This window comes from Paraburkholderia sp. BL21I4N1, assembly GCF_002973525.1.
In the GTDB taxonomy this organism is placed as follows: Bacteria; Pseudomonadota; Gammaproteobacteria; order Burkholderiales; family Burkholderiaceae; genus Paraburkholderia.
This window is the reverse complement of record NZ_PVEN01000013.1, coordinates 1-23,653: the sequence shown is the minus strand read 5'-3', so window position 1 is coordinate 23,653 and position 23,653 is coordinate 1. Positions and strand designations below refer to the sequence as shown.

Annotated in this window: 22 protein-coding genes; 3 read left to right on the top strand and 19 right to left on the bottom strand. The window is 60.5% G+C overall.

Annotated features, from left to right (window positions below; all coding sequences use genetic code 11):
- Positions 1-39 precede the first annotated feature (39 nt).
- From B0G83_RS27030 to B0G83_RS26950, 19 genes are all read right to left on the bottom strand, one after another.
- A complete protein-coding gene (locus tag B0G83_RS27030; protein WP_105510462.1) occupies positions 40-753 on the bottom strand; it encodes a phosphoribosylanthranilate isomerase in 714 nt (237 codons plus the stop codon).
- On the bottom strand, positions 750-1,562 hold the full coding sequence (gene truA / locus B0G83_RS27025) for a tRNA pseudouridine(38-40) synthase TruA (RefSeq protein WP_105510461.1): 813 nt from the start codon (positions 1,560-1,562) through the stop codon (positions 750-752). The genes B0G83_RS27030 and truA overlap by 4 nt, the downstream gene beginning before the upstream one ends.
- Positions 1,559-4,225, bottom strand: a complete 2,667-nt coding sequence (locus tag B0G83_RS27020; RefSeq protein ID WP_105510460.1) for a FimV/HubP family polar landmark protein — start codon at positions 4,223-4,225, stop codon at positions 1,559-1,561. Before B0G83_RS27020 ends, truA begins: the two co-directional genes overlap by 4 nt.
- Positions 4,226-4,363: 138 nt before the next feature.
- Positions 4,364-5,485 (bottom strand): aspartate-semialdehyde dehydrogenase, encoded by a 1,122-nt coding sequence (gene asd / locus B0G83_RS27015; RefSeq protein ID WP_105510459.1) that lies wholly within the window; start codon positions 5,483-5,485, stop codon positions 4,364-4,366.
- 362 nt (positions 5,486-5,847) lie between these two features.
- The gene (leuB, locus tag B0G83_RS27010) at positions 5,848-6,915 is read right to left on the bottom strand and encodes a 3-isopropylmalate dehydrogenase (RefSeq protein ID WP_105510458.1); all 1,068 of its coding nucleotides are present in this window, start codon (positions 6,913-6,915) and stop codon (positions 5,848-5,850) included.
- Between the two features lie 43 nt (positions 6,916-6,958).
- Complete coding sequence (gene leuD / locus B0G83_RS27005; RefSeq protein WP_105510457.1) at positions 6,959-7,612, bottom strand: 3-isopropylmalate dehydratase small subunit; 654 nt, start codon at positions 7,610-7,612, stop codon at positions 6,959-6,961.
- An 86-nt stretch (positions 7,613-7,698) separates the two neighbouring features.
- Positions 7,699-7,857: an entericidin A/B family lipoprotein gene (locus tag B0G83_RS27000; protein WP_028196115.1), complete on the bottom strand. Its 159-nt coding sequence runs from the start codon at positions 7,855-7,857 to the stop codon at positions 7,699-7,701.
- Positions 7,858-7,862: 5 nt separating this feature from the next.
- Positions 7,863-9,272: a 3-isopropylmalate dehydratase large subunit gene (gene leuC / locus B0G83_RS26995; RefSeq protein ID WP_105510456.1), complete on the bottom strand. Its 1,410-nt coding sequence runs from the start codon at positions 9,270-9,272 to the stop codon at positions 7,863-7,865.
- A 176-nt stretch (positions 9,273-9,448) separates the two neighbouring features.
- Positions 9,449-10,699 carry a DUF1479 domain-containing protein gene (locus tag B0G83_RS26990; protein WP_105510455.1) on the bottom strand — a complete coding sequence of 417 codons (1,251 nt, stop codon included), beginning with the start codon at positions 10,697-10,699 and terminating at the stop codon, positions 9,449-9,451.
- Between the two features lie 314 nt (positions 10,700-11,013).
- Positions 11,014-12,816 (bottom strand): enterotoxin A family protein, encoded by a 1,803-nt coding sequence (locus tag B0G83_RS26985; RefSeq protein ID WP_105510454.1) that lies wholly within the window; start codon positions 12,814-12,816, stop codon positions 11,014-11,016.
- Positions 12,817-12,849: 33 nt separating this feature from the next.
- Positions 12,850-13,455, bottom strand: coding sequence for a hypothetical protein (locus B0G83_RS38280; RefSeq protein ID WP_146120301.1), 606 nt, complete (start codon positions 13,453-13,455; stop codon positions 12,850-12,852).
- Positions 13,456-13,559: 104 nt separating this feature from the next.
- Entirely contained in the window at positions 13,560-14,186 is a 627-nt protein-coding gene (locus tag B0G83_RS38275) for a hypothetical protein (protein ID WP_146120300.1), read from the bottom strand.
- A 341-nt stretch (positions 14,187-14,527) separates the two neighbouring features.
- Positions 14,528-15,829 (bottom strand): citrate synthase, encoded by a 1,302-nt coding sequence (gene gltA, locus B0G83_RS26980; RefSeq protein ID WP_105510453.1) that lies wholly within the window; start codon positions 15,827-15,829, stop codon positions 14,528-14,530.
- A 72-nt stretch (positions 15,830-15,901) separates the two neighbouring features.
- Positions 15,902-16,177, bottom strand: a complete 276-nt coding sequence (locus B0G83_RS26975) for a succinate dehydrogenase assembly factor 2 (RefSeq protein ID WP_105510589.1) — start codon at positions 16,175-16,177, stop codon at positions 15,902-15,904.
- 4 nt (positions 16,178-16,181) lie between these two features.
- Positions 16,182-16,886 (bottom strand): succinate dehydrogenase iron-sulfur subunit, encoded by a 705-nt coding sequence (locus B0G83_RS26970; RefSeq protein WP_105510452.1) that lies wholly within the window; start codon positions 16,884-16,886, stop codon positions 16,182-16,184.
- A gap of 24 nt (positions 16,887-16,910) precedes the next feature.
- On the bottom strand, positions 16,911-18,686 hold the full coding sequence (gene sdhA, locus B0G83_RS26965; protein WP_035560987.1) for a succinate dehydrogenase flavoprotein subunit: 1,776 nt from the start codon (positions 18,684-18,686) through the stop codon (positions 16,911-16,913).
- 4 nt (positions 18,687-18,690) lie between these two features.
- Positions 18,691-19,059 carry a succinate dehydrogenase, hydrophobic membrane anchor protein gene (gene sdhD / locus B0G83_RS26960; RefSeq protein ID WP_105510451.1) on the bottom strand — a complete coding sequence of 123 codons (369 nt, stop codon included), beginning with the start codon at positions 19,057-19,059 and terminating at the stop codon, positions 18,691-18,693.
- A gap of 4 nt (positions 19,060-19,063) precedes the next feature.
- Complete coding sequence (gene sdhC / locus B0G83_RS26955; RefSeq protein ID WP_035560982.1) at positions 19,064-19,480, bottom strand: succinate dehydrogenase, cytochrome b556 subunit; 417 nt, start codon at positions 19,478-19,480, stop codon at positions 19,064-19,066.
- Positions 19,481-19,636: 156 nt separating this feature from the next.
- On the bottom strand, positions 19,637-20,437 hold the full coding sequence (locus tag B0G83_RS26950) for a GntR family transcriptional regulator (RefSeq protein ID WP_105510450.1): 801 nt from the start codon (positions 20,435-20,437) through the stop codon (positions 19,637-19,639).
- A gap of 504 nt (positions 20,438-20,941) precedes the next feature.
- Here B0G83_RS26950 and B0G83_RS26945 point away from each other — a divergent pair.
- The 3 genes from B0G83_RS26945 to B0G83_RS26935 all read left to right on the top strand — a co-directional run.
- The gene (locus B0G83_RS26945) at positions 20,942-21,925 is read left to right on the top strand and encodes a malate dehydrogenase (protein WP_035560978.1); all 984 of its coding nucleotides are present in this window, start codon (positions 20,942-20,944) and stop codon (positions 21,923-21,925) included.
- A 209-nt stretch (positions 21,926-22,134) separates the two neighbouring features.
- Positions 22,135-23,151 carry a CoA ester lyase gene (locus B0G83_RS26940; RefSeq protein WP_105510449.1) on the top strand — a complete coding sequence of 339 codons (1,017 nt, stop codon included), beginning with the start codon at positions 22,135-22,137 and terminating at the stop codon, positions 23,149-23,151.
- A 163-nt stretch (positions 23,152-23,314) separates the two neighbouring features.
- On the top strand, positions 23,315-23,653 hold a 339-nt coding region (locus tag B0G83_RS26935; protein WP_308701492.1), incomplete at its 3' end, for a citrate/2-methylcitrate synthase.

The window sequence follows — 23,653 nt, the reverse complement described above, 5'->3', positions numbered from 1 at the left end:
GGCCCGCGATTTCCGTAGGAGAAAACCGCGTGACCGGAATCATTCGGCGTCCGCCGCGCGCACGGCGCGGACGAAGGCCGCCATCCGGGCGTGATCTTTCACGCCCCGGGCGCCCGCGACTTCGATGCCGCTCGAGACATCGACCGCGTACGGGCGCACGCGATGGATCGCATCACTGACGTTTTGCGCGTTCAACCCACCACTCAAAACGGCCCGACGCGCGAGCTCTGCTGGAATAAGTGACCAATCGAAAACCTTCCCGCCGCCGCCATAGCCTTCGACATGGGTGTCGAACAGGAGGCCGCTGGCTGCTGAATAGTTAAGAGCCGATTTTACCAAATCAGCCGGTTGAGTATCGGCTGCAACTCGCAACGCGCGCAACCAAGGCAAACCCGCAACGCCGGCGAGCGTTTCGGACTGCGCCGCGGTCTCGTCACCGTGGAACTGCAGTAGCGTCAGGCCGACGTTGCTGACCACCTCGCGGATCCAGTCCGGCGTGGGATTGACGAACAGACCCACGACCGACACGAACGGCGGCACGTCGTGCACCAGGTCGACCGCTTGCGCGATGCTCACCGAGCGCGGGCTCGGCGGATAGAACACGAGGCCGATCGCGTCGGCGCCGAGGTCGATCGCGTGACTCACGTCTTCCGGTTTAGACAGGCCGCACAGTTTGATGCGCGTGCGATGCGGCGCGGCGGTTTGCTGCACGCCGCCTTGGGCTTCGGCCGCGAGGTTGTCGATGCTTTTCATGTTTCCGTTTGCTCGGTCCATACGGTACTCCACGGCACGCTGCCGGTGTGCGGCGCAGGCACCGCGAAGTGCTCAGGATAGCCCACCTGCGCCAAGTACAAGCCGTCCGGCATGAAGGTCGGCGCGGCAACGTCGCGGTCGCCGCTTGCCAGCACCTCGGCCATCCATTCGGCCGAATGACGGCCTCGCCCGATATACACCAGGCAACCCATCAGGTTACGCACCATGTGATGCAGGAACGCGTTAGCCCGGAAGCGGAAGTGGACGAAATCGCCCTGCTGCCGGATGTCGATCTGATACAGGTGCTTGACCGGCGTTTTCGCCTGACATTGTGACGAACGGAAGGCCGAAAAATCGTGCTCGCCGATCAGGTGCGCCGCGCCGGCACGCATGGCGTCGACGTCGAGCGGCGTGTGAACCCAGCCGACGCGCGCCGCCAGCATCGGCGAACGGACCGGATGCACGTAAAGCACGTAGTGATAGGTCCGTTCGAACGCGGCAAAACGTGCGTGAAACTCGTCCGGCATGGGCTTGGCCCACTGCACGGAGATGGTTTTCGGCAAGAACGCATTCGTGCCGCGCACCCATGACACTTCCGCGCGGTCGAGTTCGGTGTCGAAATGCGCGACCTGGCCGAGCCCATGCACGCCCGTATCCGTTCGACCCGCGACGGTGATATGCACGGGCGTCCGCGCGAATTCGCTCAACGCCCGTTCGAGCTCGTCCTGCACGGTATTGCCGTGCGGTTGCGACTGCCAGCCGCAAAACGCCGAGCCGTCGTACTGAACCCCTAAAGCTATCCGCTTCACGACAACGGCGCGAGCGTCGACAGCAACGCGCGGGCCTCGGTGCGCGTGGCGGGATCGTTCGCTTCGATCACTTCGTTGATGAGCGAGCGAGCGCCGGACAGATCGCCGAGATCGATGTACTCGGCGGCCAGATCGAGCTTATTACGCGCAATTCGCGTGAGATCCGCCGGCGTAAATGCCGGCAACGGCTGGGCCGGGCTCGGCGGCAACTCCAGGTCGAAATCGAGCTTCAGCGCGCCGAAGCCTGCAGCGCCTAGCCCGCCCGCCGCGCCGAAGCCCGTCGCGCCCAAGCCCGCCACGGCCGCGTGACCTGCGGTGCCGGCGGTGATTTCATCAGCGATATGCGGGACGTCGTCGGGATCGTGCGGCGCGACGGCTTGCCGCGCGGTCGTTTCCGGCGACGCAACCGGCTGCGTGGTCAGCGACGCGGGGGCACCCAGGCCCTCGAACGGCGATTCGATGCGCGGCGGCAGCGGCATGTCGAGCGCGCTGAAGGCGTCGACGGCGTCGCGCGGGAATTCGGTCGGTGCGGTGAGGGGGTGCTGCGCCGGCGACAACGGTGTTGGCTCTGCGAAGGTTGGTGCGCCGCCAGACGCTGCGGCCGGGGTCGGTTGGTGCAGTTCGTAGGACGGTTGATAGGTCGCTTCGTCGTGTGCCGAGTCCAGATGCGTCAGCGGCACCGGCGGCAACGTTGCGTCGGGGAGCGGATGCGCCGAAGCGTCGGCGTACGGCTGGCCGAACGGCGTCGGCGCGTCACGCGGCTCGACAGGTTGCTGCGTGAAGTCGACGGCCGGCGGTGGGACGTTCAGCGGGCTTTGGTGTTCGGCCGATGGCGTTTGCGGCGCGGTCGGCGCGCTCGGCGCAGGTTCATCATCCCATTGCAGACGGTGGGCGGGGGGCTCGTGCTGGAAGGTTTCGTCGACCGGTTCGAGCGGCATCAGCGGGGCCATTGGCAACGCTTCAGCGCCGAGTTCGGCGGCGGCGGCGAGGCTTGCGGCGGTGGTTGCGCTGTCGAAATTCTCGCGTTCTGATGTGACGTGTTGTGCTGCTGCGCGCTCGGCGGCGATTTGTTCTGCTGCCGCGCGTTCTGCCGCTTCACGTTCTGCCGCTTCACGTTCTGCCGCTTCACGTTCCGCCGCTGCGGTCCGTTCCGCTGCCGCACGCTCTGCCGCCGCCTGTTCCTGCGCCACGCGCTCCGACTCAGCATGCTCTGCTGTCGTCCGTTCCGCGGCAGCAGTTTCCGCTGCCTTGCGCTCCGCTTCCCGCGCAGCCGCCTGGCGAATCTCCGTCTCACGTTCCTCGGCGTCGCGTTCAGCCTGTTCGCGCGCAGCCGCCTCACCTTCCGCCGCCTCATGTTCAGCAGCGGCCAGTGTAGCCGCATGCGACACGGACACATCGGCGCTAACATCAGAGGAATCGTCCACCGGATCGCGCGCGCGCGCCGACGCAACGTCGTGCAAATCATTGGCTTGCGACCCTGTCAAAGCGTCGCTATCCGCTGAGCTGACCTCGGCCGCCGCGTTCGCGTCGCGCTTACGTCGACGCATGCGCAAAGCGGCCAACAAGACCACGAGCGCCGCGCCAACCGCCGCCGCGATGCTCAAGCCGACCTGCGAAATACCGCCGTCATTCGACAAGGAGGTCGCCGCGCCGCCGTGCACCGACGCAGCAGCAGCCGACGACGCACCCGTCACCGGTGCCACAGCGCCCGTCGAAGCCGCACGCGTCGCCACGGAAGAACCGCCAATGCCATGCTTCTGCAATTCCATCAACACGCGATTTTTCAGCGCGAGCAGTTGCTGCAAACTGGAGACCTGCGCAAGCGGTTGCGACGCTGCCTGCGCAGCGATCGCCGCGCTACCGCCCGCAGACGCGGACGCACCCGCAGCGGACTCGCTAGCCGACGGCTGAATCGACCCGGACCACTCATGCGCGCCGCTGGCCGGCGAAGCCGTCTGCGAGCCCGCGACGGGCGAGGACGCAACCGCGCCTGCCGTCGTGGCACCGCCACCCGGCGTCGCCGAGCCGCTGGTGGTGACCGCGCTGGCGGTCACCGGCACGGCCGGCGTAACCGGCGCCGCAGCCTGAGCTGCAGCGCTGGCCGCGCTTGCTGCCGCGGCCGCTGCGGCATTGACCTGCGCGACCGCGCTTGCCGCGCCGGCCGCGGTTGTCGCGGTGGTTGCGGTGCTCGCAGCCATCGTCCCAACCGGCGCGGCAGAGGCAGACGCTACCGGCGCCGAAGCCCCCGAACCCGTAGCCGCCGCCGCAGAAGCCGCCAACACCCCCGACGAATCCAGCACCGGCACCGTCAGCACCGCCCCGAGACGCATGCGGCTCGGATCGTGACTCATGAACGCGTTCGGGTTTGCATCGAACAGCGCGCGGGACGCACGGGCGAGCGTCGCCCGGTCGTGCGATTGCGTGACGGCAATCGCCACGTCGTTCAACGACTGTCCGGGCTTCACGGTAAATTGACCGCCGTTCGCATACGAAACGGATGCGGCGTCCGGCGCACTCGCGGCGACGCTGGGCGCGGCGAGCGCGTTGCTCATGCCGACGCCAGCCAGCGCGAACGTGACCGCTGCCACGGCCGCAGCAGCCTGCAAGCGGCCGTTGCCCTGATCAATGAACATAGCCCGAAGGGATGAGAGTCGAAGGTTCATCGGGACCCCTGGCGCGTCAGCGCGCAGCCCTTTTTTGCGGTTGGAAAGAGACAAGATAATCGGAGCACACAATGAAAAAGCGCCGCGCAAGCGCGACGCTTCTTGAGTTTTCTACGCGTCGTGAGCGCGTAGTTTACTTTACTTGTCGAGCACAATGCGAAGCATGCGACGCAGCGGTTCCGCCGCGCCCCACAACAGCTGATCGCCGACCGTGAAAGCCGACAGATATTCGCCGCCCATGGCGAGCTTGCGCACGCGGCCGACCGGCACCGTCAGCGTACCCGTGACCACCGCCGGGGACAGATCGCGCATGGACGCTTCGCGTTCGTTCGGCACGACCTTGACCCAGTCGTTGCCCGACGCGAGGATGCTGTTCACTTCGTCCAGCGGCACGTCTTTGTTCAGCTTGATGGTCAACGCCTGCGAGTGGCAGCGCATTGCACCGATCCGCACGCACAGACCGTCTACCGGGATCGAACCCGGCGTGCCCATGGCGGGCTTGCCGAGAATCTTGTTGGTTTCGGCGCCGCCCTTCCACTCTTCTTTCGACATACCGTTGCCGAGATCCTTGTCGATCCACGGAATCAACGAGCCGGCGAGCGGCACGCCGAAGTTGGCGGTCGGCATGCGGTCGCTGTTCATGGCCGACAACACACGACGGTCGATATCCAGAATCGCCGACGACGGATCAGCCAGATCTTCTTTCGCCGCACCGTACAGCGTGCCCATCTGCTGCAGCAGTTCGCGCATGTTTTGCGCGCCCGCGCCAGAAGCGGCCTGATAAGTCATGGCCGTCATCCAGTCGACGAGGTTTTCGCGGAACAGGCCGCCCAGCGCCATCAGCATCAGGCTGACCGTGCAGTTGCCGCCGATGAAATTCTTCTGGCCTTTAACCAGCGCGTTCTTGATGACGTCGAGGTTGACGGGATCGAGAATGATGACAGCGTCGTCTTTCATGCGCAGCGACGAAGCCGCGTCGATCCAGTAGCCGTTCCAACCGGCCGCGCGCAGCTTCGGGAATACGTCATTCGTGTAATCGCCACCCTGACACGAGATGATAGCTTCGCACTTCTTCAGGTCTTCGATGCTTGTCGCATCCTTGAGCTTGGTCTCGTTTTTGGCGAACGACGGCGCGTTGCCGCCCGCGTTGCTGGTGCTGAAAAACACCGGTTCGATCAAGTCGAAATCGCCTTCCTGTTGCATACGTTGCATCAGGACGCTGCCGACCATACCGCGCCAACCTACGAGACCTACGTTCATGACTTCATACCCTTCGAATGGAAACTTCCCCGCATCTTTGCCCGCAGTGACCGCGCGGGGAAGATGAGCGGGCACGACGGACGATCAGCGTTTCGTGATCGTTTTCGGGGTAATCGTTTTGGTGACTGCTTTGGTGGTGATGGCGAGCTTAACCACACGGGCCGTTGTGCCGTGCAATTTCGAAATCGAGGAGATTTGAGCTACTTGCGCCATCGCTACAATATACACGAAAACCTGAATCCGGCGACGCTAAAGTCCGCCGCGATCGTCCGTATTACGCGCGAATCGGCCTGTTTCAAGGCCGATTCGCGTTTTAAAGGCCGCGTTTCAACGCGTCTGATCTCTACTTGAGCCGCACCGCTTTACAGCGCCGCGACCACCGCGTCGCCCATCGCGACCGTGCCGACCTGCTTGCAACCCGGCGTCAGAATGTCGCCCGTACGATAGCCCTGTTCGAGCACCTTCTTCACCGCGGTTTCGATGCGATCCGCCTGCTCCGCCTTGTTCAGCGAATAGCGCAACATCATGGCGGCCGACAGAATGGTCGCGAGCGGGTTGGCCACGCCCTTGCCGGCGATGTCCGGCGCGGAGCCGTGCGACGGCTCGTACAAGCCCTTGTTGTTCTTGTCGAGCGAGGCCGACGGCAGCATGCCGATCGAACCCGTGAGCATGGCCGCTTCGTCGGACAGAATATCGCCGAACATGTTGCCGGTGACGACCACGTCGAACGCCTTCGGCGCTTTCACGAGTTGCATGGCCGCGTTGTCGACGTACATGTGCGACAGCTCGACGTCCGCATACTCCTTCGAGACGTCGATCATCACGTCGCGCCAGAACTGCGACGTTTCCAGCACGTTCGCCTTGTCCACGCTCGTCAGCTTTTTCTGACGCTTTTGCGCGGCCTGAAACGCGACGTGCGCAATGCGGCGCACTTCGGGTTCCGAATAGCGCATGGTGTCGAAGCCTTCTTTCGCGCCTTCGAACAGACCATCCGGCGACGAACGCACGCCGCGCGGCGCACCGAAATAGATGTCGCCGTTTAGCTCGCGCACGATCAGGATGTCGAGGCCCGAGACGATCTCTTCCTTCAACGACGAAGCGCCGGTGAGTTGCGGATAGCAGATCGCCGGACGGAAGTTCGCGAACAGTTGCAGATGCTTGCGCAAGCCCAGAATGGCCTGCTCCGGACGCAGCGCGCGCTCGAGGCTGTCGTACTTCCAGTCGCCGACCGCGCCGAACAGAATCGCGTCGGCTTCCTTCGCCAGTGCCAGCGTCGAGTCGGGCAGCGGGTGACCCTTCGCTTCGTAGCCCGCGCCGCCAACCGGCGCTTCTTCGAGTTCGAACTTTTCGCCGAGTACGTTCAGGACCTTGACGGCCTCCTTGACGATTTCGGGACCGATGCCGTCGCCCGGCAAGACTGCGATCTTCATGCGAATTCCTTGAGGTTTTCTTTGAGAGAGTGGAACGCGTTCGTTAGCCGACGATGCGGTGATTCAGCCACGGCTGCTTGGTCAGGCGCTCCGCTTCGAACTGGCGAATCTTGTCCGCGTGACGCAGCGTGAGGCCGATATCGTCGAACCCGTTCAGCAGGCAGTACTTGCGGAAGCCGGCGACTTCGAACGGATAGGCGGTGCCGCCATCTGCCGTGCGCACGACTTGCGCTTCGAGGTCGACGGTCAGCTCGAAACCGTTGAACGCGTAGGTTTCGTTGAACAGGTGATCGACTTCCTGCTCCGTCAACACGATCGGCAGCACGCCGTTCTTGAAGCAGTTGTTGTAGAAAATGTCGGCGAAACTCGGCGCGATGATCGCGCGGAAGCCATATTGCTGCAGTGCCCACGGCGCATGTTCGCGCGAGCTGCCGCAGCCGAAGTTCTTGCGCGCCAGCAGCACCGAGGCGCCTTGATAACGGGCCTGGTTCAGCACGAAATCCGGATTCAGCGGACGCTTCGAATTGTCCTGGCCCGGTTCGCCGTGATCGAGATAACGCCATTCGTCGAACGCGTTCGGGCCGAAACCCGTGCGCTTGATCGACTTCAGGAATTGCTTCGGAATGATCGCGTCCGTGTCGACGTTCTCGCGATCGAGCGGCGCCACGACGCCGGTGTGTACGATGAATTTATCCATGACGCTTGCGCCTGTTTCAAAAGCGGGCAATGCGCGCGGCGGCTGGAATGCCGCTCGCCGCAATGCCGGCAACAATCAAAAACCGCTTATTTATCAGCGTGATTGCTGATCGAATTGCCGAGGTGTGACATGTCCTCGCCGAATCCGTGCACCGTGTTGCAGCCGGCAAGACCGAGCAATAGCCCAGCCAGCGTACCGAGCGCGAAGCGGCGCAATAGAGTAGTGCGATTCATGTTCTTCATCATGCGGTTTATCCAAGCTTGCGAATATCGACGAAATGCCCTTCGATGGCCGCAGCCGCAGCCATCGCGGGGCTGACCAGGTGGGTACGGCCACCGGCGCCCTGACGACCTTCAAAATTACGATTCGACGTGGACGCGCAACGCTCGCCCGGATCCAGCCGGTCGGCGTTCATGGCGAGGCACATCGAGCAACCGGGTTCACGCCACTCGAAACCGGCATCGGTAAAGACCTTGTCGAGGCCTTCGCGTTCCGCTTGCGCCTTGACCAGCCCCGAACCCGGCACGACCATGGCCAGTCGGATATTCGGCGCAACGCGGCGGCCCAGCTTCTTGACGACGTAAGCCGCGGCGCGAATGTCTTCAATGCGCGCGTTGGTGCACGACCCAATGAAGATTTTATCCGGCTTGATCGATTCGATCGGCGCGTTCGGTTCGAGCGCCATGTATTTCAACGCACGTTCCATCGCGTCGCGCTTGACCGGATCTTTTTCGCGCTCCGGATCCGGCACGCGTCCGTCGACCGCCGTAACCATTTCCGGCGACGTGCCCCAGGTGACTTGCGGCACGATCTCGGCGGCGTTCAGCTCGACCACGCGATCGAATTGCGCGCCGTCGTCCGACTTGAACTGCTTCCAGTATTCGACCGCGTGATCCCACTCCACGCCTTCCGGCGAGAACGGACGGCCCTTCAGGTACTCGACCGTGGTGCTGTCTACCGCGACCATGCCGGCGCGCGCGCCGGCTTCGATCGCCATGTTGCAGACCGTCATGCGGCCTTCCATGGACAGCGCGCGAATCGTCGAACCGCCGAATTCGATCGCGTAACCGGTGCCGCCCGCGGTGCCGATCTTGCCGATGATAGCCAGCACGATGTCTTTCGCGGTGCAGCCGCGCGGCAGCGGGCCTTCGACCTTCACCAGCATGTTCTTGCTCTTCTTCTGCAAGAGCGTTTGCGTGGCCAGCACGTGTTCGACTTCGGACGTGCCGATGCCATGCGCGAGCGCACCGAACGCGCCGTGCGTGGACGTGTGCGAGTCGCCGCAGACGATCGTCATGCCTGGCAGCGTGGCGCCCTGCTCCGGCCCGATGATGTGCACGATGCCTTGGCGCAGGTCGTTCATCTTGAACTGCGTGATGCCGTAAGCGTCGCAGTTCGTATCCAGCGTGTCGACCTGCAGCTTCGAAACCGGATCGGCAATGCCGTGGCTGCGGTCGGTGGTGGGCACGTTGTGGTCGGAGACCGCCAGATTCGCGCTGATGCGCCACACCGGACGCTCAGCCAGCTTCAGGCCTTCGAATGCCTGCGGGCTGGTCACTTCGTGCAGCAGATGACGGTCGATGTAGAGAATCGTCGTACCGTCTTCTTCCGTGTGGATCACGTGCGTGTTCCACAATTTGTCGTAGAGAGTCTGTGCCATGGTGTATGCGGGATAGTAATGACTGCGGGCTGACTGTGTCGGTCGATTATGCCACGCAGCGTCCCGCTTTGGGCCGCCCATCCACGGAGAAAACCGATAAAAAACAGGGAGTTGGGTGGTAGTGGCAATACCTGTATGGATGCCACCATGCAGCGAACGCCGTCGCCCGGCGCGTGTCAGCGTTCGAGATCGAAGCCGAGTTGCGCACGTCCCAGCGCCGTCAGATCGCTTTCCTGAGCGCGGCCCATGAAGTCGGTTTCGAAGTGATCGGCGGGGAAATCCGGCGGGCTGTCGCCGCGCAAAAAGCTCGATAGTTGGCGCTTCAGATAGGCCTCGTTTTTCGCGCACCACGGTGCGGACGCGATGTACATCACGTTGCTGTAGCCGCTGCCCCGGTGTGTGTCTTCGACGGAATGCACAACGTCGCTGTGCCAGAAGACGGCGTCGCCGGGTTGCATGTGCGGTATCGGTGTGACCGCCTCGAGCAACAGGCTGTGCCACGCCGGCTGGATCGACAGCGCGCGGGCCGGTTGCGCGCCGCATAGCTCGTCGTCGGGCACGTCTTCCTGCAACGCGCGTAGAACCACATAGGCCATCGCGTTGGCGATCGGGATCAGTTGCAGCGTGCCGTCGCCGGGGCCTTGCGGCGTGAGCGCGGTCCAGCCCTGGAAGGTGCGGAACATCGAGCACACCGCCGGCGACGGAATCTCCTGCACATCCGGGCGAAACGCGGCGTCGAATGGATCGTAAGCGCGCCAGTTGCCCGACAGCACGTGCCGGTAGACCTGCTGGAAATTCGGATCGAGCCAACGCTCGACAGACCCGCCGTCGACGTGCGGCGACAAACCCAGCGATTCCGATCCCGGCGGCCGTCGGCGAATCCGGTCCGCGTAGACCGGCACACGCTCAGGGTCGAAATGTGTCTTCTCCGCGCTTTCCGAGGTCCACAGGCGGTTCAGGAACACCCGCGTATGGGTCAGTTGCTCGGACTGTCGCGCGGCCGTTTGCGGCTTCGACCAGTAGACGCCGTAGATCTGCGGCTTGCTGGACGACAGATTGCCGAAGTATCGGTCTTCCGCGCGGTGCGCGAGCTTGCCGTCGAGGTCGTTGCGCTCAACGTAGTCGGCGATTTCGTCGTTCCAGTCAGCCGCTTGCTGCGGGTCGAACACGCGCCGCACCACGCAAGCGCCGCGGGTCTTGATGCTGGCGATCGTGCGCCGATCGACGTCGCCGGAAACGATCGACGCATAGTCGAACACCGGAATCGCCTCGCGCCCCTGCTCGCGGTCGCGGCGAACGGCGTCGACCTGCTGACGGATCGCACCTTCCACTTCGTTGAACACTTGCACGTAGTTGGGCAACGCGGCGCGCAAAGCGCGTTTCGTAGCGCGAATCGCCTCGGGAAGATTGTCGATAACGAGCGGCATGGCGTGTCTCCTTGAATCGCTCCATCGGTTTTTTAGATGTGGACTCGCTGTCAGATTAAGGACTTTGAGAGCCCATGTGCATCTTATCCAACCAGGTATCGATACAATTTGGACATTCGCCGTGTTCTCTCTCTCGCAGCCTGGTTGCGTGACGTGAAACCTCAGGTGCTGATCGGCAATTTTTTTAGCGCACGGGCATGCGCCAAAATATGCGACCTCGGCTGACCTGGAAACGCGCCCCACCTCGCTGGAGCGATCAGGACGTCGATCGCAGCGCACGCCTCGTCAATGAGGCCAGGTTGCTGGTGGATCGTCTAGTGAACAGGCCGAACCGCTTTGCAGACTGCCATTGTCAACGTTGATGGATCGGACTCCCTTGTCGTACACCTCTGGAGAGTTTCGTTGGGACCCGGCATCGTCACGGAGGCCGAGTTTGCCAGACGTGCCGTCGATCCGGGCGGCAACGCTTCCCAGCAGACGCGGGGATCCGCCTGCAGTTCCCATTCAGGCACTAATTCGAACCCGGCGGGACAGCTTTCTCCGCCTTTCGCCACTCTCGTGGTTGAAAGAAATCTGTTCCATTGGCTGATACCGTTATTGCAGAATGTAAGCGCCGGTTCTCGGGGAAGGGTTCCCTGCCAAATATTACACGTCGCCGCGCTGAACCAGCCGTCTGCCAGGCCGATTTCTCTAACACCGGCCGCCGAATGAGACAGCATCGAGCACAACTCCGCTTTATGTGCCATTGCTTGCCTCACATTGACAGGTGAATAGTTCCCCCAGCATGCCGAGCCTTCCGGCGATTTCGAGGAAACCACGACTTCAGACGTTACACGAGAGATTTTCTTGCATAACGACGTCTCAGTTTGATTAGTGCTTTTTGTTATCACACAGGGTACGTTCTCGCTTCCTGAGACAACGTTTTTTCCAGCAATTCTGGCAAAGGAATGCAACTCGAGGTGCGTTGAACAGATACTCGAATCTTTTTCAATGTCTTCTGCTGTCACAAGCTGATAGCCGGTGGGACATCCGGGAATCGGGCTATTTGTCATGTGTATCGGATGCTTTGAAATTGTGCATATTTCGCCGTTAGTGAACTGCACATCCTGGCTATATATAATCATGCAACTCGAATCGGCACTTTTTAGCAAGTAGCCTCCACGAGTGCGAAATTTGTCGCCCACATCCATGCGTGCGCATAGCGATTCTTTATATATGTCCGCGATGCTCTCCGGCATCTGCTCCCAACTGCCGTCACAGTATCCGTGTCCTGTACCATCGGTAATAATATTCACGCTCGCTTGGAAATCCGCTTCCTGGTTCGCGCTGCGCTCCCCTTCCAGGCATGGACCGCCGCACGCCGTCGAACTTAGCGCCGCGAGATATCCCGTGTAGTAATCGCGATCCATTGCTCCATTTTCGAATGGGATACATTGATCTGCCACGGATCTTGCAACTTGCCGCGCAGCGGGTGTGGGCGGACTGCCGCAACTGGTGAATCCCATCCACGGCATTTCATTCCAGGCTTCGTGCCCCACGGGGAAATGGGCAAGCCGCGGTTGGCCACCTGGAGACGGCAATGTAAAGGCAATGTGATTGGGATTGTATTGAGGATTGGGTGTCATCGGCGTGGAAGGAGGTTCGGCTGCGGACCGCCAACCGACAACCTGATACCAATGGATTCGTCCCATTGCGGCCCATTCATTCTCCGCACGTAGTACAGGATCCAGAAATCTTCCGAGACTCGCGTTGACATCGATGAAATTGGCCGTCGGCCGGATCGTGTAGACGTAACCGGTCCGAAACCCTCCCCCGTGATCCCACAACCAGCGGTAAGCCCGAACAAAATCACTGCTCGTGGAAACGTAGCCTGAATAGTCATTGTCCGGCCCGGCATGCCCGGTTGCATGATTAAAGAGACTCAGGTTGGCAATGGTTCCAGGACGCGATGCGTCGACGCCTCTAGCAACGAATCCGCCTGCGCGCCTTACTTCGTTTGGCGTGCGCGTGTCAGCCCGGTAAACCAGATCTGGAATTTGCGCCGGCTGGGCGGCGACGTTTCCGGTCACCCAAAATAGCAGCGCGCACAAAGCGCTAACGCCACCTGACATTCTCATAAATTTCACCTAATTCGAGTCGCCTGTGAGACATCAGGGATACAGAATTCCTTCTGTATTGAAAATAATATAAGTTTCAGAAACCCGCTCATCCGGCTCACCCATCACATAAGATCCTATGCCGATTGGTATCCCGCCGGGGATCGGGTCGAAGAATCTTAGGGAAAGCGAATTTTCACGACTGCAAACAGAGTAGGTAACCGAAATATTTGAATTTAAACTTCCCTGAATCGATAGATCGACGTATTGCGTAATCACATCGTAATAAAATCCTAACGTACTATCAGTAAAATGATTGGCCGTTGTTCTCTGGACAATACAGGGTATCTTGCTGGTGGAAATAAGAAGATAGAGGTCTATATTCGAATTATTCTTGTCGACCAGACTAATCGCGTATTTGTACGTTGATTTTTCTGGGATCGGTTTCTCGAACGAGAATCGTGGATTCAGTTGCACTGTTCCTCCTGAATACGCCAATGAGGACCAATTATTATCATTTTTGTAATAAGATAGCCCATATCGCTGTGCAAAGATTGGCGTAAAACCGGCATTTATGTAAAGCACCGGTCCGCTCGCGGCGATTGCAATCGGCGAAGTCGTGAAACCGATCACTGACAGAATCGCAAGTGTTGCGGCCACGCATCTCCGCTTTTGTCCCAGCCTCATTTTTCCCTCCTCAATGAATGCCGAATTTTGGTTGGCATTGAATCAGGCCACTATCAATTAAAATTTTTCTCCGGCTGCTATCTTGGATACAGGACACCCTCGGTATTTAAGAAAACATAAGTCTCTGAAATCCGCTCATTCGTTTGGGCATACGATCCTACCGCAATCGGAATACCGCTATTCAGTGGATCGAAAAACCGCACCGCAAGCGTATTATCGCGACTACAAACAGAATAAGACGTCGAAACATTGGAATTGAAAACATGACCAATCGACAAGTTCGTATATTGCGTCGTCACATTGTAGACAACCCCTAACAGTTCGCCGGCGAGGTTACCGGACCTTGCTATATGTACGATGCACGGATCTTTGTTCGTCGAAATAAATAAATAAAAATCGGCATTCGCATTATTCCTCTCCTTCACGTAAATTACATATTTGTACGAAGATGCGTTTGGCGGAGATTGTTCGAACGAGAAACGAGGCTTAGAAGGCACGGTGGTCGCAGAATTTCTCAATAAAACCCACGCATTTCCGTTGTAATAAGATAAATCGTACTTTCTCGCGAAATATTCTGAAAAATCGATACTCGCATTAAGGGTTGGCGCTTCCGCTCTCGCATTCCGCGCAACCATAATCAAAATAAGAAAGCATATAGTCGCATTAAGTGCGGTTGCGAATCCGGACTTTTCTCTTACTGTCACCTTGCTCTCCTTGGTTCAGGCAATCTCTCGCGTAAGATCACGACGCGTCAAAAATCGGTGAAGTCCGGCTTGCCAATTCATTCCGACTTCGAGATCGATTCCGGAATTGATAGTACGTACGTCCCGTCTACTTTCCCGTGATCCGCCGATGACATTTTCATCATGTCCCGGAGATTCTTGTTCAAGGGGACCGCGAACAGCGCGGTTTCAACGATTTGTTGAATAACGGGGCCATCCTGAGGCATTGCACCGCAGGCAAATAAATGCACGCGTCATTCCGGGCACACAAATAAAAAAGCCCCGGCAATTGCCGGGGCTTCGATCCTGCTAAAACCGGTCGATCAACGTTGCGCGATCGGCTTGGCTTCGCGTTGCGTATCGCCGACGAACAATTGGCGCGGACGGCCAATCTTCTGTTCCGGATCAGCGATCATTTCGTTCCACTGCGCAATCCAGCCCACCGTACGCGCCATCGCGAAGATACACGTGAACATGGACGTCGGGATGCCCAGCGCGCGCTGCACGATACCCGAGTAGAAGTCGACGTTCGGATACAGCTTGCGCGACACGAAGTATTCGTCTTCCAGCGCGATCTTTTCCAGCGCCATGGCCAGCTTGAACAGCGGGTCGTCGTGCAGGCCCAGTTCTTCCAGCACTTCGTGGCAGGTTTCGCGCATCAGCTTGGCGCGCGGGTCGTAGTTCTTGTACACGCGATGGCCGAAGCCCATCAGCTTCACGCCCGAGTTCTTGTCTTTCACCTGCTTGATGAACTCGGCAATGTTGTCGACCGAGCCGATTTCTTCCAGCATGTTCAGCGCGGCTTCGTTCGCACCGCCGTGCGCCGGGCCCCACAGACAGGCGATACCGGCCGCGATACACGCGAACGGGTTCGCGCCCGACGAACCGGCGAGACGCACGGTCGAGGTGGATGCATTCTGTTCGTGGTCCGCATGCAGAATCAGGATGCGGTCGAGTGCGCGCACCAGCACGTCGTTGACCTTGTACTCTTCGCACGGGTTCGAGAACATCATATGCATGAAGTTCGCGCTGTACGACAGATCGTTCTTCGGGTACGCAAACGGCTGACCGATGCTGTACTTGTACGCCATCGCGACCAGCGTCGGCAGCTTCGCGATCATGCGAATAGCCGACACTTCACGGTGACGCGGATTGTTGATGTCGAGCGAGTCGTGATAGAACGCCGACAGCGCGCCGACTGCGGCGACCAGAATCGCCATCGGGTGTGCGTCGCGACGGAAGCCACGGAAGAAGAAGTGCATTTGCTCGTGCACCATCGTGTGCTTCGTGACGGTGTTCACGAACTCTTCTTTCTGCTGCGCATTCGGCAGTTCGCCTTTCAGCAGCAGATAGCAGGATTCGAGGAAGTCCGCGTTTTCCGCGAGGTTGTCGATCGGGTAGCCGCGATACAGCAGCTCGCCCTTGTCGCCGTCGATGTAGGTGATCGCCGAATTGCAAGCCGCCGTCGACATGAAGCCCGGGTCGTACGTGAACTTGCCGGTCTGGCCGTACAGTTTGCGGATGTCGATCACGTCCGGGCCGAGAGTGCCCTTGTAAATCGGCATTTCAACGCTCGGCGAATTGTCGCTGAACGATAGCGTGGCTTTAACATCTGACGGGGTCATAGCACATCCTCAATCGAAGTATGGAAACAGGGTTTCGATAATTGCACGCCTGGAACAACGGACTAGCGGCGCTCAAGCGTTGCGCAGCAGCTCCAGCACCCGGATCACATCCGGGTCCGCGAGGTCGCCTTCCGGTTCCTTGCGGGCCAGCAGCAAGTCCATCAGGTCGTTATCGCTCAGCTCGAGCAGGCGCGTAAGGGCGCCCACGTCGGCATCGCTGAGGTCATGCTCATATCGGCCGAAAAAACGTTCAAAGATCAGATCGTTTTCCAGCAGGCCGCGCCGCGCGCGCCAGCGAAGGCGCGCGCGGCGAAGAGGGTCGGACTGATGCGATGTTTCTGGGTTCATCATCCTAGACAGCGCGACGCACCATCAATTCCTTGATTTTGCCAATCGCCTTGGTCGGGTTGAGGCCCTTCGGGCACACGTCGACGCAATTCATGATGGTATGGCAACGGAACAGGCGGTACGGATCTTCCAGGTTGTCGAGGCGCTCACCCGTGGCTTCGTCGCGGCTGTCCGCGATGAAGCGATAAGCTTGCAACAGACCAGCCGGGCCGACGAACTTGTCCGGATTCCACCAGAAGCTCGGGCACGACGTCGAGCAGCTTGCGCACAGAATACATTCGTACAGGCCGTCGAGCTCGTCGCGCTCTTCCGGCGACTGCAGACGCTCCTTTTCCGGCGGCGGCGTGTCGTTAATCAGATACGGCTTGATCGAGTGGTACTGGTTGAAGAACTGCGTGAAATCGCAGATCAAGTCGCGCACCACCGGCAGACCCGGCAGCGGGCGCAACACGATCTTTTGCGGCAGATCGTTCAGGTTCGTCAAACAGGCCAGCCCGTTCTTGCCGTTGATGTTCATTGCGTCCGAACCGCACACGCCTTCACGGCACGAGCGGCGGAACGACAACGTTTCGTCGACTTCCTTCAGCTTGACGAGCGCGTCGAGCAGCATGCGTTCATGCGAGTCGATTTCGATCTCGTACGATTGCATGCGCGGCGCTGCGTCCTTGTCCGGGTCGTAGCGGTAAATTTCAAATGTACGCTTTGCCATTTCTGAATTCCTTTAGCTTGTGCCTTAGAAGGTCCGCGCTTTCGGCGGAACCGATTCGACTGTGAGCGGTTGCATGTGAACCGGCTTGTAGTCGAGGCGATCGCCTTCGCTGAACCACAGCGTATGACGCAGCCAGTTTTCGTCGTCGCGATGTTCGAAGTCGTTCTGCGCGTGCGCGCCACGGCTTTCTTTGCGTGCGTCGGCGGAAACCATCGTGGCGCGTGCCACTTCGATCAGGTTCGCCACTTCCAGCGCTTCGATACGCGCCGTGTTGAACACCTTCGACTTGTCCTTCAGATGGATGTTGTCGACGCGTTCAGCCACTTCGCGAATGCGCTCCACACCTTCCGACAGCAGAGCCGACGTACGGAACACGCCAGCGTGCTTCTGCATCGTGCCGCGAATGTCGTTCGCGACCGATTGCGCGTACTCGCCCGACGACGAGCTATCCAGCTTCGCCAGACGCGACAGCGCGAAGTCGGCGGCGTCGGCCGGCAGCGGCTTGTGCTCCTTGATTTCCTTCACATGCTTGACGATGTGGTTACCGGCCGCGCGGCCGAACACCACCAGGTCGAGCAGCGAGTTCGTGCCGAGACGGTTCGCACCGTGCACCGACACGCACGAGCATTCGCCCACGGCGTAGAAACCGTTGACCGGATCTTCCGCGCCCTTCGACGTACCCACGACCTGGCCGTGAATATTCGTAGGAATGCCACCCATCTGATAGTGGATGGTCGGCACGACCGGGATCGGCTCTTTAATACAATCGACGTTCGCGAACTTCATGGCGATTTCGCGGATCGACGGCAGACGCTTCATGATCGTCTCGGCGCCGATGTGCGACAGGTCGAGCAGCACGTGGTCCTTGTTCGGACCCACGCCGCGGCCTTCCTTGATTTCCTGGTCCATTGAACGCGACACGAAGTCACGCGGCGCCAGATCCTTCAAAGTGGGCGCGTAGCGTTCCATGAAACGCTCGCCGTTCGAGTTACGCAGAATGCCGCCTTCGCCGCGCACGCCTTCGGTAATCAGCACGCCCGCGCCGGCCACGCCGGTCGGGTGGAATTGCCAGAATTCCATGTCTTGCAGTGCGATGCCCGAACGCGCAGCCATGCCCAAGCCGTCACCGGTGTTGATGAACGCATTCGTGGACGCCGCGAAGATCCGGCCCGCGCCGCCCGTGGCGAACAGCGTGGTTTTGCCTTCGAGAATGTAGACGTCGCCGGTTTCCATTTCCAGCGCGGTCACGCCGAGCACGTCGCCTTCGGCGTCGCGGATCAGATCCAGCGCCATCCACTCGACGAAGAACTGCGTCTTGGCTTCGACGTTCTTCTGGTACAGCGTGTGCAGCAGTGCGTGACCGGTACGGTCGGCAGCCGCGCAGGCGCGTTGCACCGGCTTTTCGCCGTAGTTCGCGGTATGGCCGCCGAACGGGCGTTGGTAAATCGTGCCGTCGGCGTTACGGTCGAACGGCATGCCGAAGTGTTCGAGTTCGTAGACAGCGTTCGGTGCTTCGCGGCACATGAACTCGATCGCATCCTGGTCGCCGAGCCAGTCGGAACCCTTGATCGTGTCGTAGAAGTGATAGTGCCAATTGTCTTCGCTCATGTTGCCGAGCGAAGCGCCGATGCCGCCTTGAGCAGCGACCGTGTGCGAACGCGTCGGGAACACTTTGGACAGCACGCAAACCGACAGACCGGCGCGCGCGAGTTGCAGCGAAGCGCGCATTCCCGAGCCGCCTGCGCCGACGATAACCACGTCGAAACGGCGACGCGGCAGAGAATTCTTGATTGCAGCCATTCTTTTACACTCTCCAGAGAATCTGCGCAGCGTAGCCCGCACACGCGAGCAGCCAGACGATCGTCAGCGCTTGAAGCAGCAGGCGCGTGCCAACGGGCTTCACATAGTCCATCCAGATGTCGCGGATACCAACCCACGCGTGATAGAACAGCGAGAGCAGCGTGACAAACGTGGCGAGCTTCATCCATTGCGTCGCGAAGATCGACGCCCAGCCGTCGTACGAGAAATCATGTGCGCCGAAGAACCAGGCGAGCAGGATCACCGTGTAGACCGCCATGATGGCGGCGGTGATGCGTTGCGCGAGCCAGTCGCGCAGACCGTAATGCGCGCCGACGACGAGACGCTTCGGACCAATTCGGTTATGACTTGCCATTTTTTTAGAATGCTCCGAAGAGTTTGAGCGCGAAGACAATCGTCAGCAGCGACGAAACGACCAGGACGACGATGGAGGTTTGCTTGCCCTTCTCTTTGGTCGTGAGGCCGTGGCTCGTGTCCATGATCAGGTGACGTACACCCGCGCAGAAATGGAACAGGAAGGCCCACGCGAGAACGAGCGTGATGAGCTTGACGATGATGTTGGAGAGGAAGCCCTTGAAGACATCGAAGCTAAGCTCGGACGTCAGGCTCTGATCAAAGAGGTACAGCAGGAACGGAAGAAAAACAAAAAGCAGACCACCGCTCAAGCGGTGCAAGATCGACACTCGCCCCGCTAGCGGGAGACGGTATGCCGTCAAAATCTGCCCGATACCGATGTTCCGGAATTCCGGCCTCGGTTTTTTTACGGCTTCAGCCATGCTAGACCCCTACTATGTAGTCACACTAATCCGCAATTTTAGCGCCTTTTTATATCGCGCTGCAGCGAAAACCACGACAGGTCCGTGACAGCACACGCAATAAAGACGCCTTCAAACAGGCGCGGGTGTGGGACACCGCGCCTTTCTTCAGCCTGTTCAGCTTAGATCGTTCTGATAGTAATACCCGGTTGTGACATACCAACCACGGCGCACCTCAACCGGCCGGTCACCATATGTATAGGACACGCGCTCGACCGATAACAGCGGAAAACCCGCCGGCACATTCAGCAGATCGGCCACGGCGGGTTCCGCCGCCACCGCGCGGATCTTCTCCGTGGCGCGGATCATGCGCGTGCCGAATTCCGTCTCGAACATCGCGTAGAGGGGACCTTTATACTCCGACAGCCGTTCAAGCGTGAGGCCGCGAAACACCGCACCGGGCAGCCAGATTTCGTCGAGCACGGTGACTTCGCCGTCGAACTGCAGCAGACGCTTGATCAACACCACCGGATCGGCGGGCTTGAGATCGAGTTGCCGCGCGATGTCCGCTGAAGCACGCAAGCGCCGGCACTCCAGCAGGCGGCTGACGTGCGGATGCTCCGCACCGTCATCGGCCAGTAATCTGAGGAAGCGAAACTGGGCACGGTCTTCGTTGTGCGTTGCAACAAACGTGCCTTTGCCCTGGCGGCGGACCAGCAGGTTGTCGGCGGCAAGTTCGTCGATCGCTTTGCGCACCGTGCCCTGACTAACCTTGAATCTGGCCGCCAATTCGACTTCACTAGGAATGATCTCGCCCGGCTTCCATTCGCCGCTTTCCAGACTCTGCGTAATCAAGCCCTTGATCTGCTGATACAAGGGGCTGAAAGTCGGCGACGTGGCGGGAACGGCAGCGGGTACACCTTCGCCCGCGGCTACCTGGCCGCTCGGATTCGTTGTGTTCGCCGGGTTCGAATTCATGCGCGCATTTCATCATAAAGGCCTAGGCCGCGTCTAGGGTTTTCCCCGCAACAGATATGTCTTATATAAGACATAAGATAATGTTGACTTTGTGTCTGACGACTCCTACACTCCTTGTCGAGCAAGGGTTTGCGGGTTTTTCGGGGGGCTGCTGAAGGCGCCGCCGCGACGCACCGGCAGCCACTCTGCACCATGCTGTTCCCTCGCAGTTCAGGTTTCGATCCGCCCGCCATTCGTTGGTCAGACGCTTGCCGAAACGCGCTGTTTGCAGGAGCCCGCACCGTGCAGCGGCTACTCGGCGCCTCGTTATTCCGCTCCCCGCTCGGTGTTACAGAGTCAGGTTTCCGGCATGGCGGTCTTGTCGCAGCGCGTCACCCGGCCTCGTCACGATTACGGGGTCGTCCGCGAAGAGTGAATTCCGCCGTGTTTCACAACGCTTCGCTGAACGCACATATAGAATGGCGTTTTCCCTAGCGTCTAACGCATCGTCCTGGAGATTTCTCAATGGCTAAGCCCGCAAAGCGCGTTGCCGTCACCGGCGCCGCAGGTCAAATCGCTTACTCCCTGCTGTTCCGCATCGCCAATGGCGACCTGCTCGGCAAGGACCAACCGGTTGTCCTGCAACTGCTCGACCTGCCGCAAGCGCAAGGCGCCGTCAAAGGCGTCGTGATGGAACTGGATGATTGCGCATTCCCGCTGCTGTCGGGCGTCGTGATCACTGACGACCCGAAGGTCGCGTTCAAAGATGCCGACGTGGCCCTGCTGGTCGGCGCCCGCCCGCGTTCGAAAGGCATGGAGCGTAAAGACCTGCTGTCGGCTAACGCTGAAATCTTCACGGTTCAGGGCAAGGCGCTGAACGAAGTCGCGAGCCGCGACGTGAAGGTGCTGGTGGTCGGCAACCCGGCCAACACGAACGCCTACATCGCCATGAAGTCGGCGCCGGATCTGCCGAAGAAGAACTTCACCGCCATGCTGCGCCTGGACCACAATCGCGCGCTGTCGCAACTGGCCGCCAAGTCGGGCAAGCCGGTCGCGTCGATCGAAAAGCTGGCCGTGTGGGGCAACCACTCGCCGACCATGTACCCGGACTTCCGCGTTGCAACGGCTGAAGGTCAAGACCTGACCAAGCTGATCAACGACGAAGAATGGAACCGCAACACGTTCATCCCGACCGTCGGCAAGCGCGGCGCGGCGATTATCGAAGCGCGCGGCCTGTCGTCGGCAGCGTCGGCGGCTAACGCAGCGATCGACCACGTGCGTGACTGGGTGCTCGGCACGAACGGCAAGTGGGTCACCATGGGTATCCCGTCGGACGGTTCGTACGGCATTCCGGAAGACATCGTCTACGGTGTGCCGGTTACGTGCGAAAACGGCGAATACAAGCGTGTGGAAGGCCTGGAAATCGACGCGTTCTCGCGCGAGAAGATGGACGGCACGCTGAACGAATTGCTGGAAGAGCGCGAAGGCGTTCAACACCTGCTCGGCTAAGCGTCCATGCAGATGAGCCGGAACTCCTCCGTAGCAGCACCGCGGCGGGTTCCGGTTTTTTACGTGCGAACGATGTTGCCGACCCGGCGGTTCGCACCTGATTCGAACGCGTTTTGCGCCGCTGCTTCACGGCATGACAAGCCGCACAGCCCGCAGAGTGCGTCCGAATCAGCTTTCTCTCAACATTTCCCACGCTCCTGACGCCGAAGATGCGCGCCCTCACACCCGCCGAAGTGCTGTTTGACGGCGAAGTGCCGCCCGCCGTGCTGCCTGCCTGCGATCACTACGCCGGCAGCGAAAAGCTGATGCTGAAATCGCTCGCGTTGCAGCAACAACTCGGGCCGGTGTTCGACATCACGCTCGACTGCGAAGACGGCGCTCAGGTGGGCCGCGAGGCGGAACACGCGGAGCTGGTCGCGTCGCTGCTGGGCAGCGAGCATGACCGCTTCGGCCGCGTCGGCGTGCGGATTCACGACTTCGATCACGCGCACTGGCGCGAGGACGTCCGTCTCATTCTGCGAGCCGCGAAGCGAGCGCCTGCTTACATCACGCTGCCCAAGATCCGTCACGTCGCCGACGCCGCCGAAATGGTCGCGTACATCGAGGCGATGCGCCGCGAGCTGGGCATCGCGCAACCCGTGCCGGTGCAACTGCTGGTCGAGACGCACGGCGCGCTCACGCGCGTATTCGACCTGGCCGCGCTGCCAGGCGTCGAAGCGCTGAGCTTCGGCCTGATGGATTTCGTCTCCGCGCACAACGGCGCGATTCCCGATACCGCGATGCGCTCGCCCGGTCAGTTCGATCATCCGCTGGTTCGGCGCGCCAAGCTGGAAATTTCGGCCGCGTGCCACGCCTACGGCAAGGTGCCGTCGCATAACGTCAGCACGGAAGTGCGCGACATGAGCGTGGTGGCGAACGACGCCGCGCGCGCTCGCAACGAATTCGGCTACACGCGTATGTGGAGCATCCACCCGGCGCAGATCGAGGCGATCGTCGCCGCGTTCGCCCCGCGCGACGAAGAAATCGCCACGGCCACCGAAATCCTGCTTGCCGCGCAATCCGCCCAGTGGGGACCGACGCGCTATCACGACACGCTGCACGATCGCGCCAGCTACCGTTACTACTGGTCGGTGCTGCGCCGTGCGCGCGCCACGGGTCGCGCCGTCGCGCAAGACGCCGCGCCGCTCTTCACGGAAGTGGGCGCTAACGGGCACCGCGCTTCATGAGCTTGACGACCCGTCATGCCGTTGGCCGCGCGGCGCCGAACAGCGCCAGCGCCTGCCGCTTTTACGGGAACAGCTCGCAAGACCAGGTCAGGCAGCACGCAGCACACGTCGAACACGCGGTTCAACCTGAAGCAACGAGCAGGCACAAAGGAGATTGCGGGAGATGAGCGAGACAACGCAAAACGCCGGTGCACAAGGCGGCGAAGAACCCAAGAGCGGCTTCAAGCCGAAGAAATCCGTCGCGCTGTCGGGCGTGACGGCGGGCAATACGGCGCTGTGCACCGTCGGCAAGACCGGCAACGACCTGCATTACCGTGGCTACGACATTCTCGACATTGCCGGCGCGTGCGAATTCGAAGAGATCGCCTATCTCCTGGTCCACGAAAAGCTGCCGACCCAGGCCGAGCTGACCGCTTACAAAACGAAGCTCAAGGGCATGCGCGGCCTGCCCGCGAACGTGAAAGCCGCGCTCGAATGGATTCCGGCCGCCGCGCACCCGATG

Coding starts and splice junctions, on each gene's coding strand:
- B0G83_RS26990 (WP_105510455.1), bottom strand. CDS start 10,699: ATGCCGCTCGTTATCGACAATCTTCCCGAGGCGATTCGCGCTACGAAA.
- B0G83_RS26940 (WP_105510449.1), top strand. CDS start 22,135: ATGCGCGCCCTCACACCCGCCGAAGTGCTGTTTGACGGCGAAGTGCCG.
- B0G83_RS26945 (WP_035560978.1), top strand. CDS start 20,942: ATGGCTAAGCCCGCAAAGCGCGTTGCCGTCACCGGCGCCGCAGGTCAA.
- B0G83_RS27000 (WP_028196115.1), bottom strand. CDS start 7,857: ATGATGAAGAACATGAATCGCACTACTCTATTGCGCCGCTTCGCGCTC.
- leuD (WP_105510457.1), bottom strand. CDS start 7,612: ATGGATAAATTCATCGTACACACCGGCGTCGTGGCGCCGCTCGATCGC.
- sdhD (WP_105510451.1), bottom strand. CDS start 19,059: ATGGCAAGTCATAACCGAATTGGTCCGAAGCGTCTCGTCGTCGGCGCG.
- gltA (WP_105510453.1), bottom strand. CDS start 15,829: ATGACCCCGTCAGATGTTAAAGCCACGCTATCGTTCAGCGACAATTCG.
- leuB (WP_105510458.1), bottom strand. CDS start 6,915: ATGAAGATCGCAGTCTTGCCGGGCGACGGCATCGGTCCCGAAATCGTC.
- B0G83_RS27020 (WP_105510460.1), bottom strand. CDS start 4,225: ATGAACCTTCGACTCTCATCCCTTCGGGCTATGTTCATTGATCAGGGC.
- leuC (WP_105510456.1), bottom strand. CDS start 9,272: ATGGCACAGACTCTCTACGACAAATTGTGGAACACGCACGTGATCCAC.
- B0G83_RS26985 (WP_105510454.1), bottom strand. CDS start 12,816: ATGAGAATGTCAGGTGGCGTTAGCGCTTTGTGCGCGCTGCTATTTTGG.
- asd (WP_105510459.1), bottom strand. CDS start 5,485: ATGAACGTAGGTCTCGTAGGTTGGCGCGGTATGGTCGGCAGCGTCCTG.
- B0G83_RS26950 (WP_105510450.1), bottom strand. CDS start 20,437: ATGAATTCGAACCCGGCGAACACAACGAATCCGAGCGGCCAGGTAGCC.
- sdhC (WP_035560982.1), bottom strand. CDS start 19,480: ATGGCTGAAGCCGTAAAAAAACCGAGGCCGGAATTCCGGAACATCGGT.
- sdhA (WP_035560987.1), bottom strand. CDS start 18,686: ATGGCTGCAATCAAGAATTCTCTGCCGCGTCGCCGTTTCGACGTGGTT.
- B0G83_RS26975 (WP_105510589.1), bottom strand. CDS start 16,177: ATGAACCCAGAAACATCGCATCAGTCCGACCCTCTTCGCCGCGCGCGC.
- B0G83_RS26970 (WP_105510452.1), bottom strand. CDS start 16,886: ATGGCAAAGCGTACATTTGAAATTTACCGCTACGACCCGGACAAGGAC.
- B0G83_RS27030 (WP_105510462.1), bottom strand. CDS start 753: ATGAAAAGCATCGACAACCTCGCGGCCGAAGCCCAAGGCGGCGTGCAG.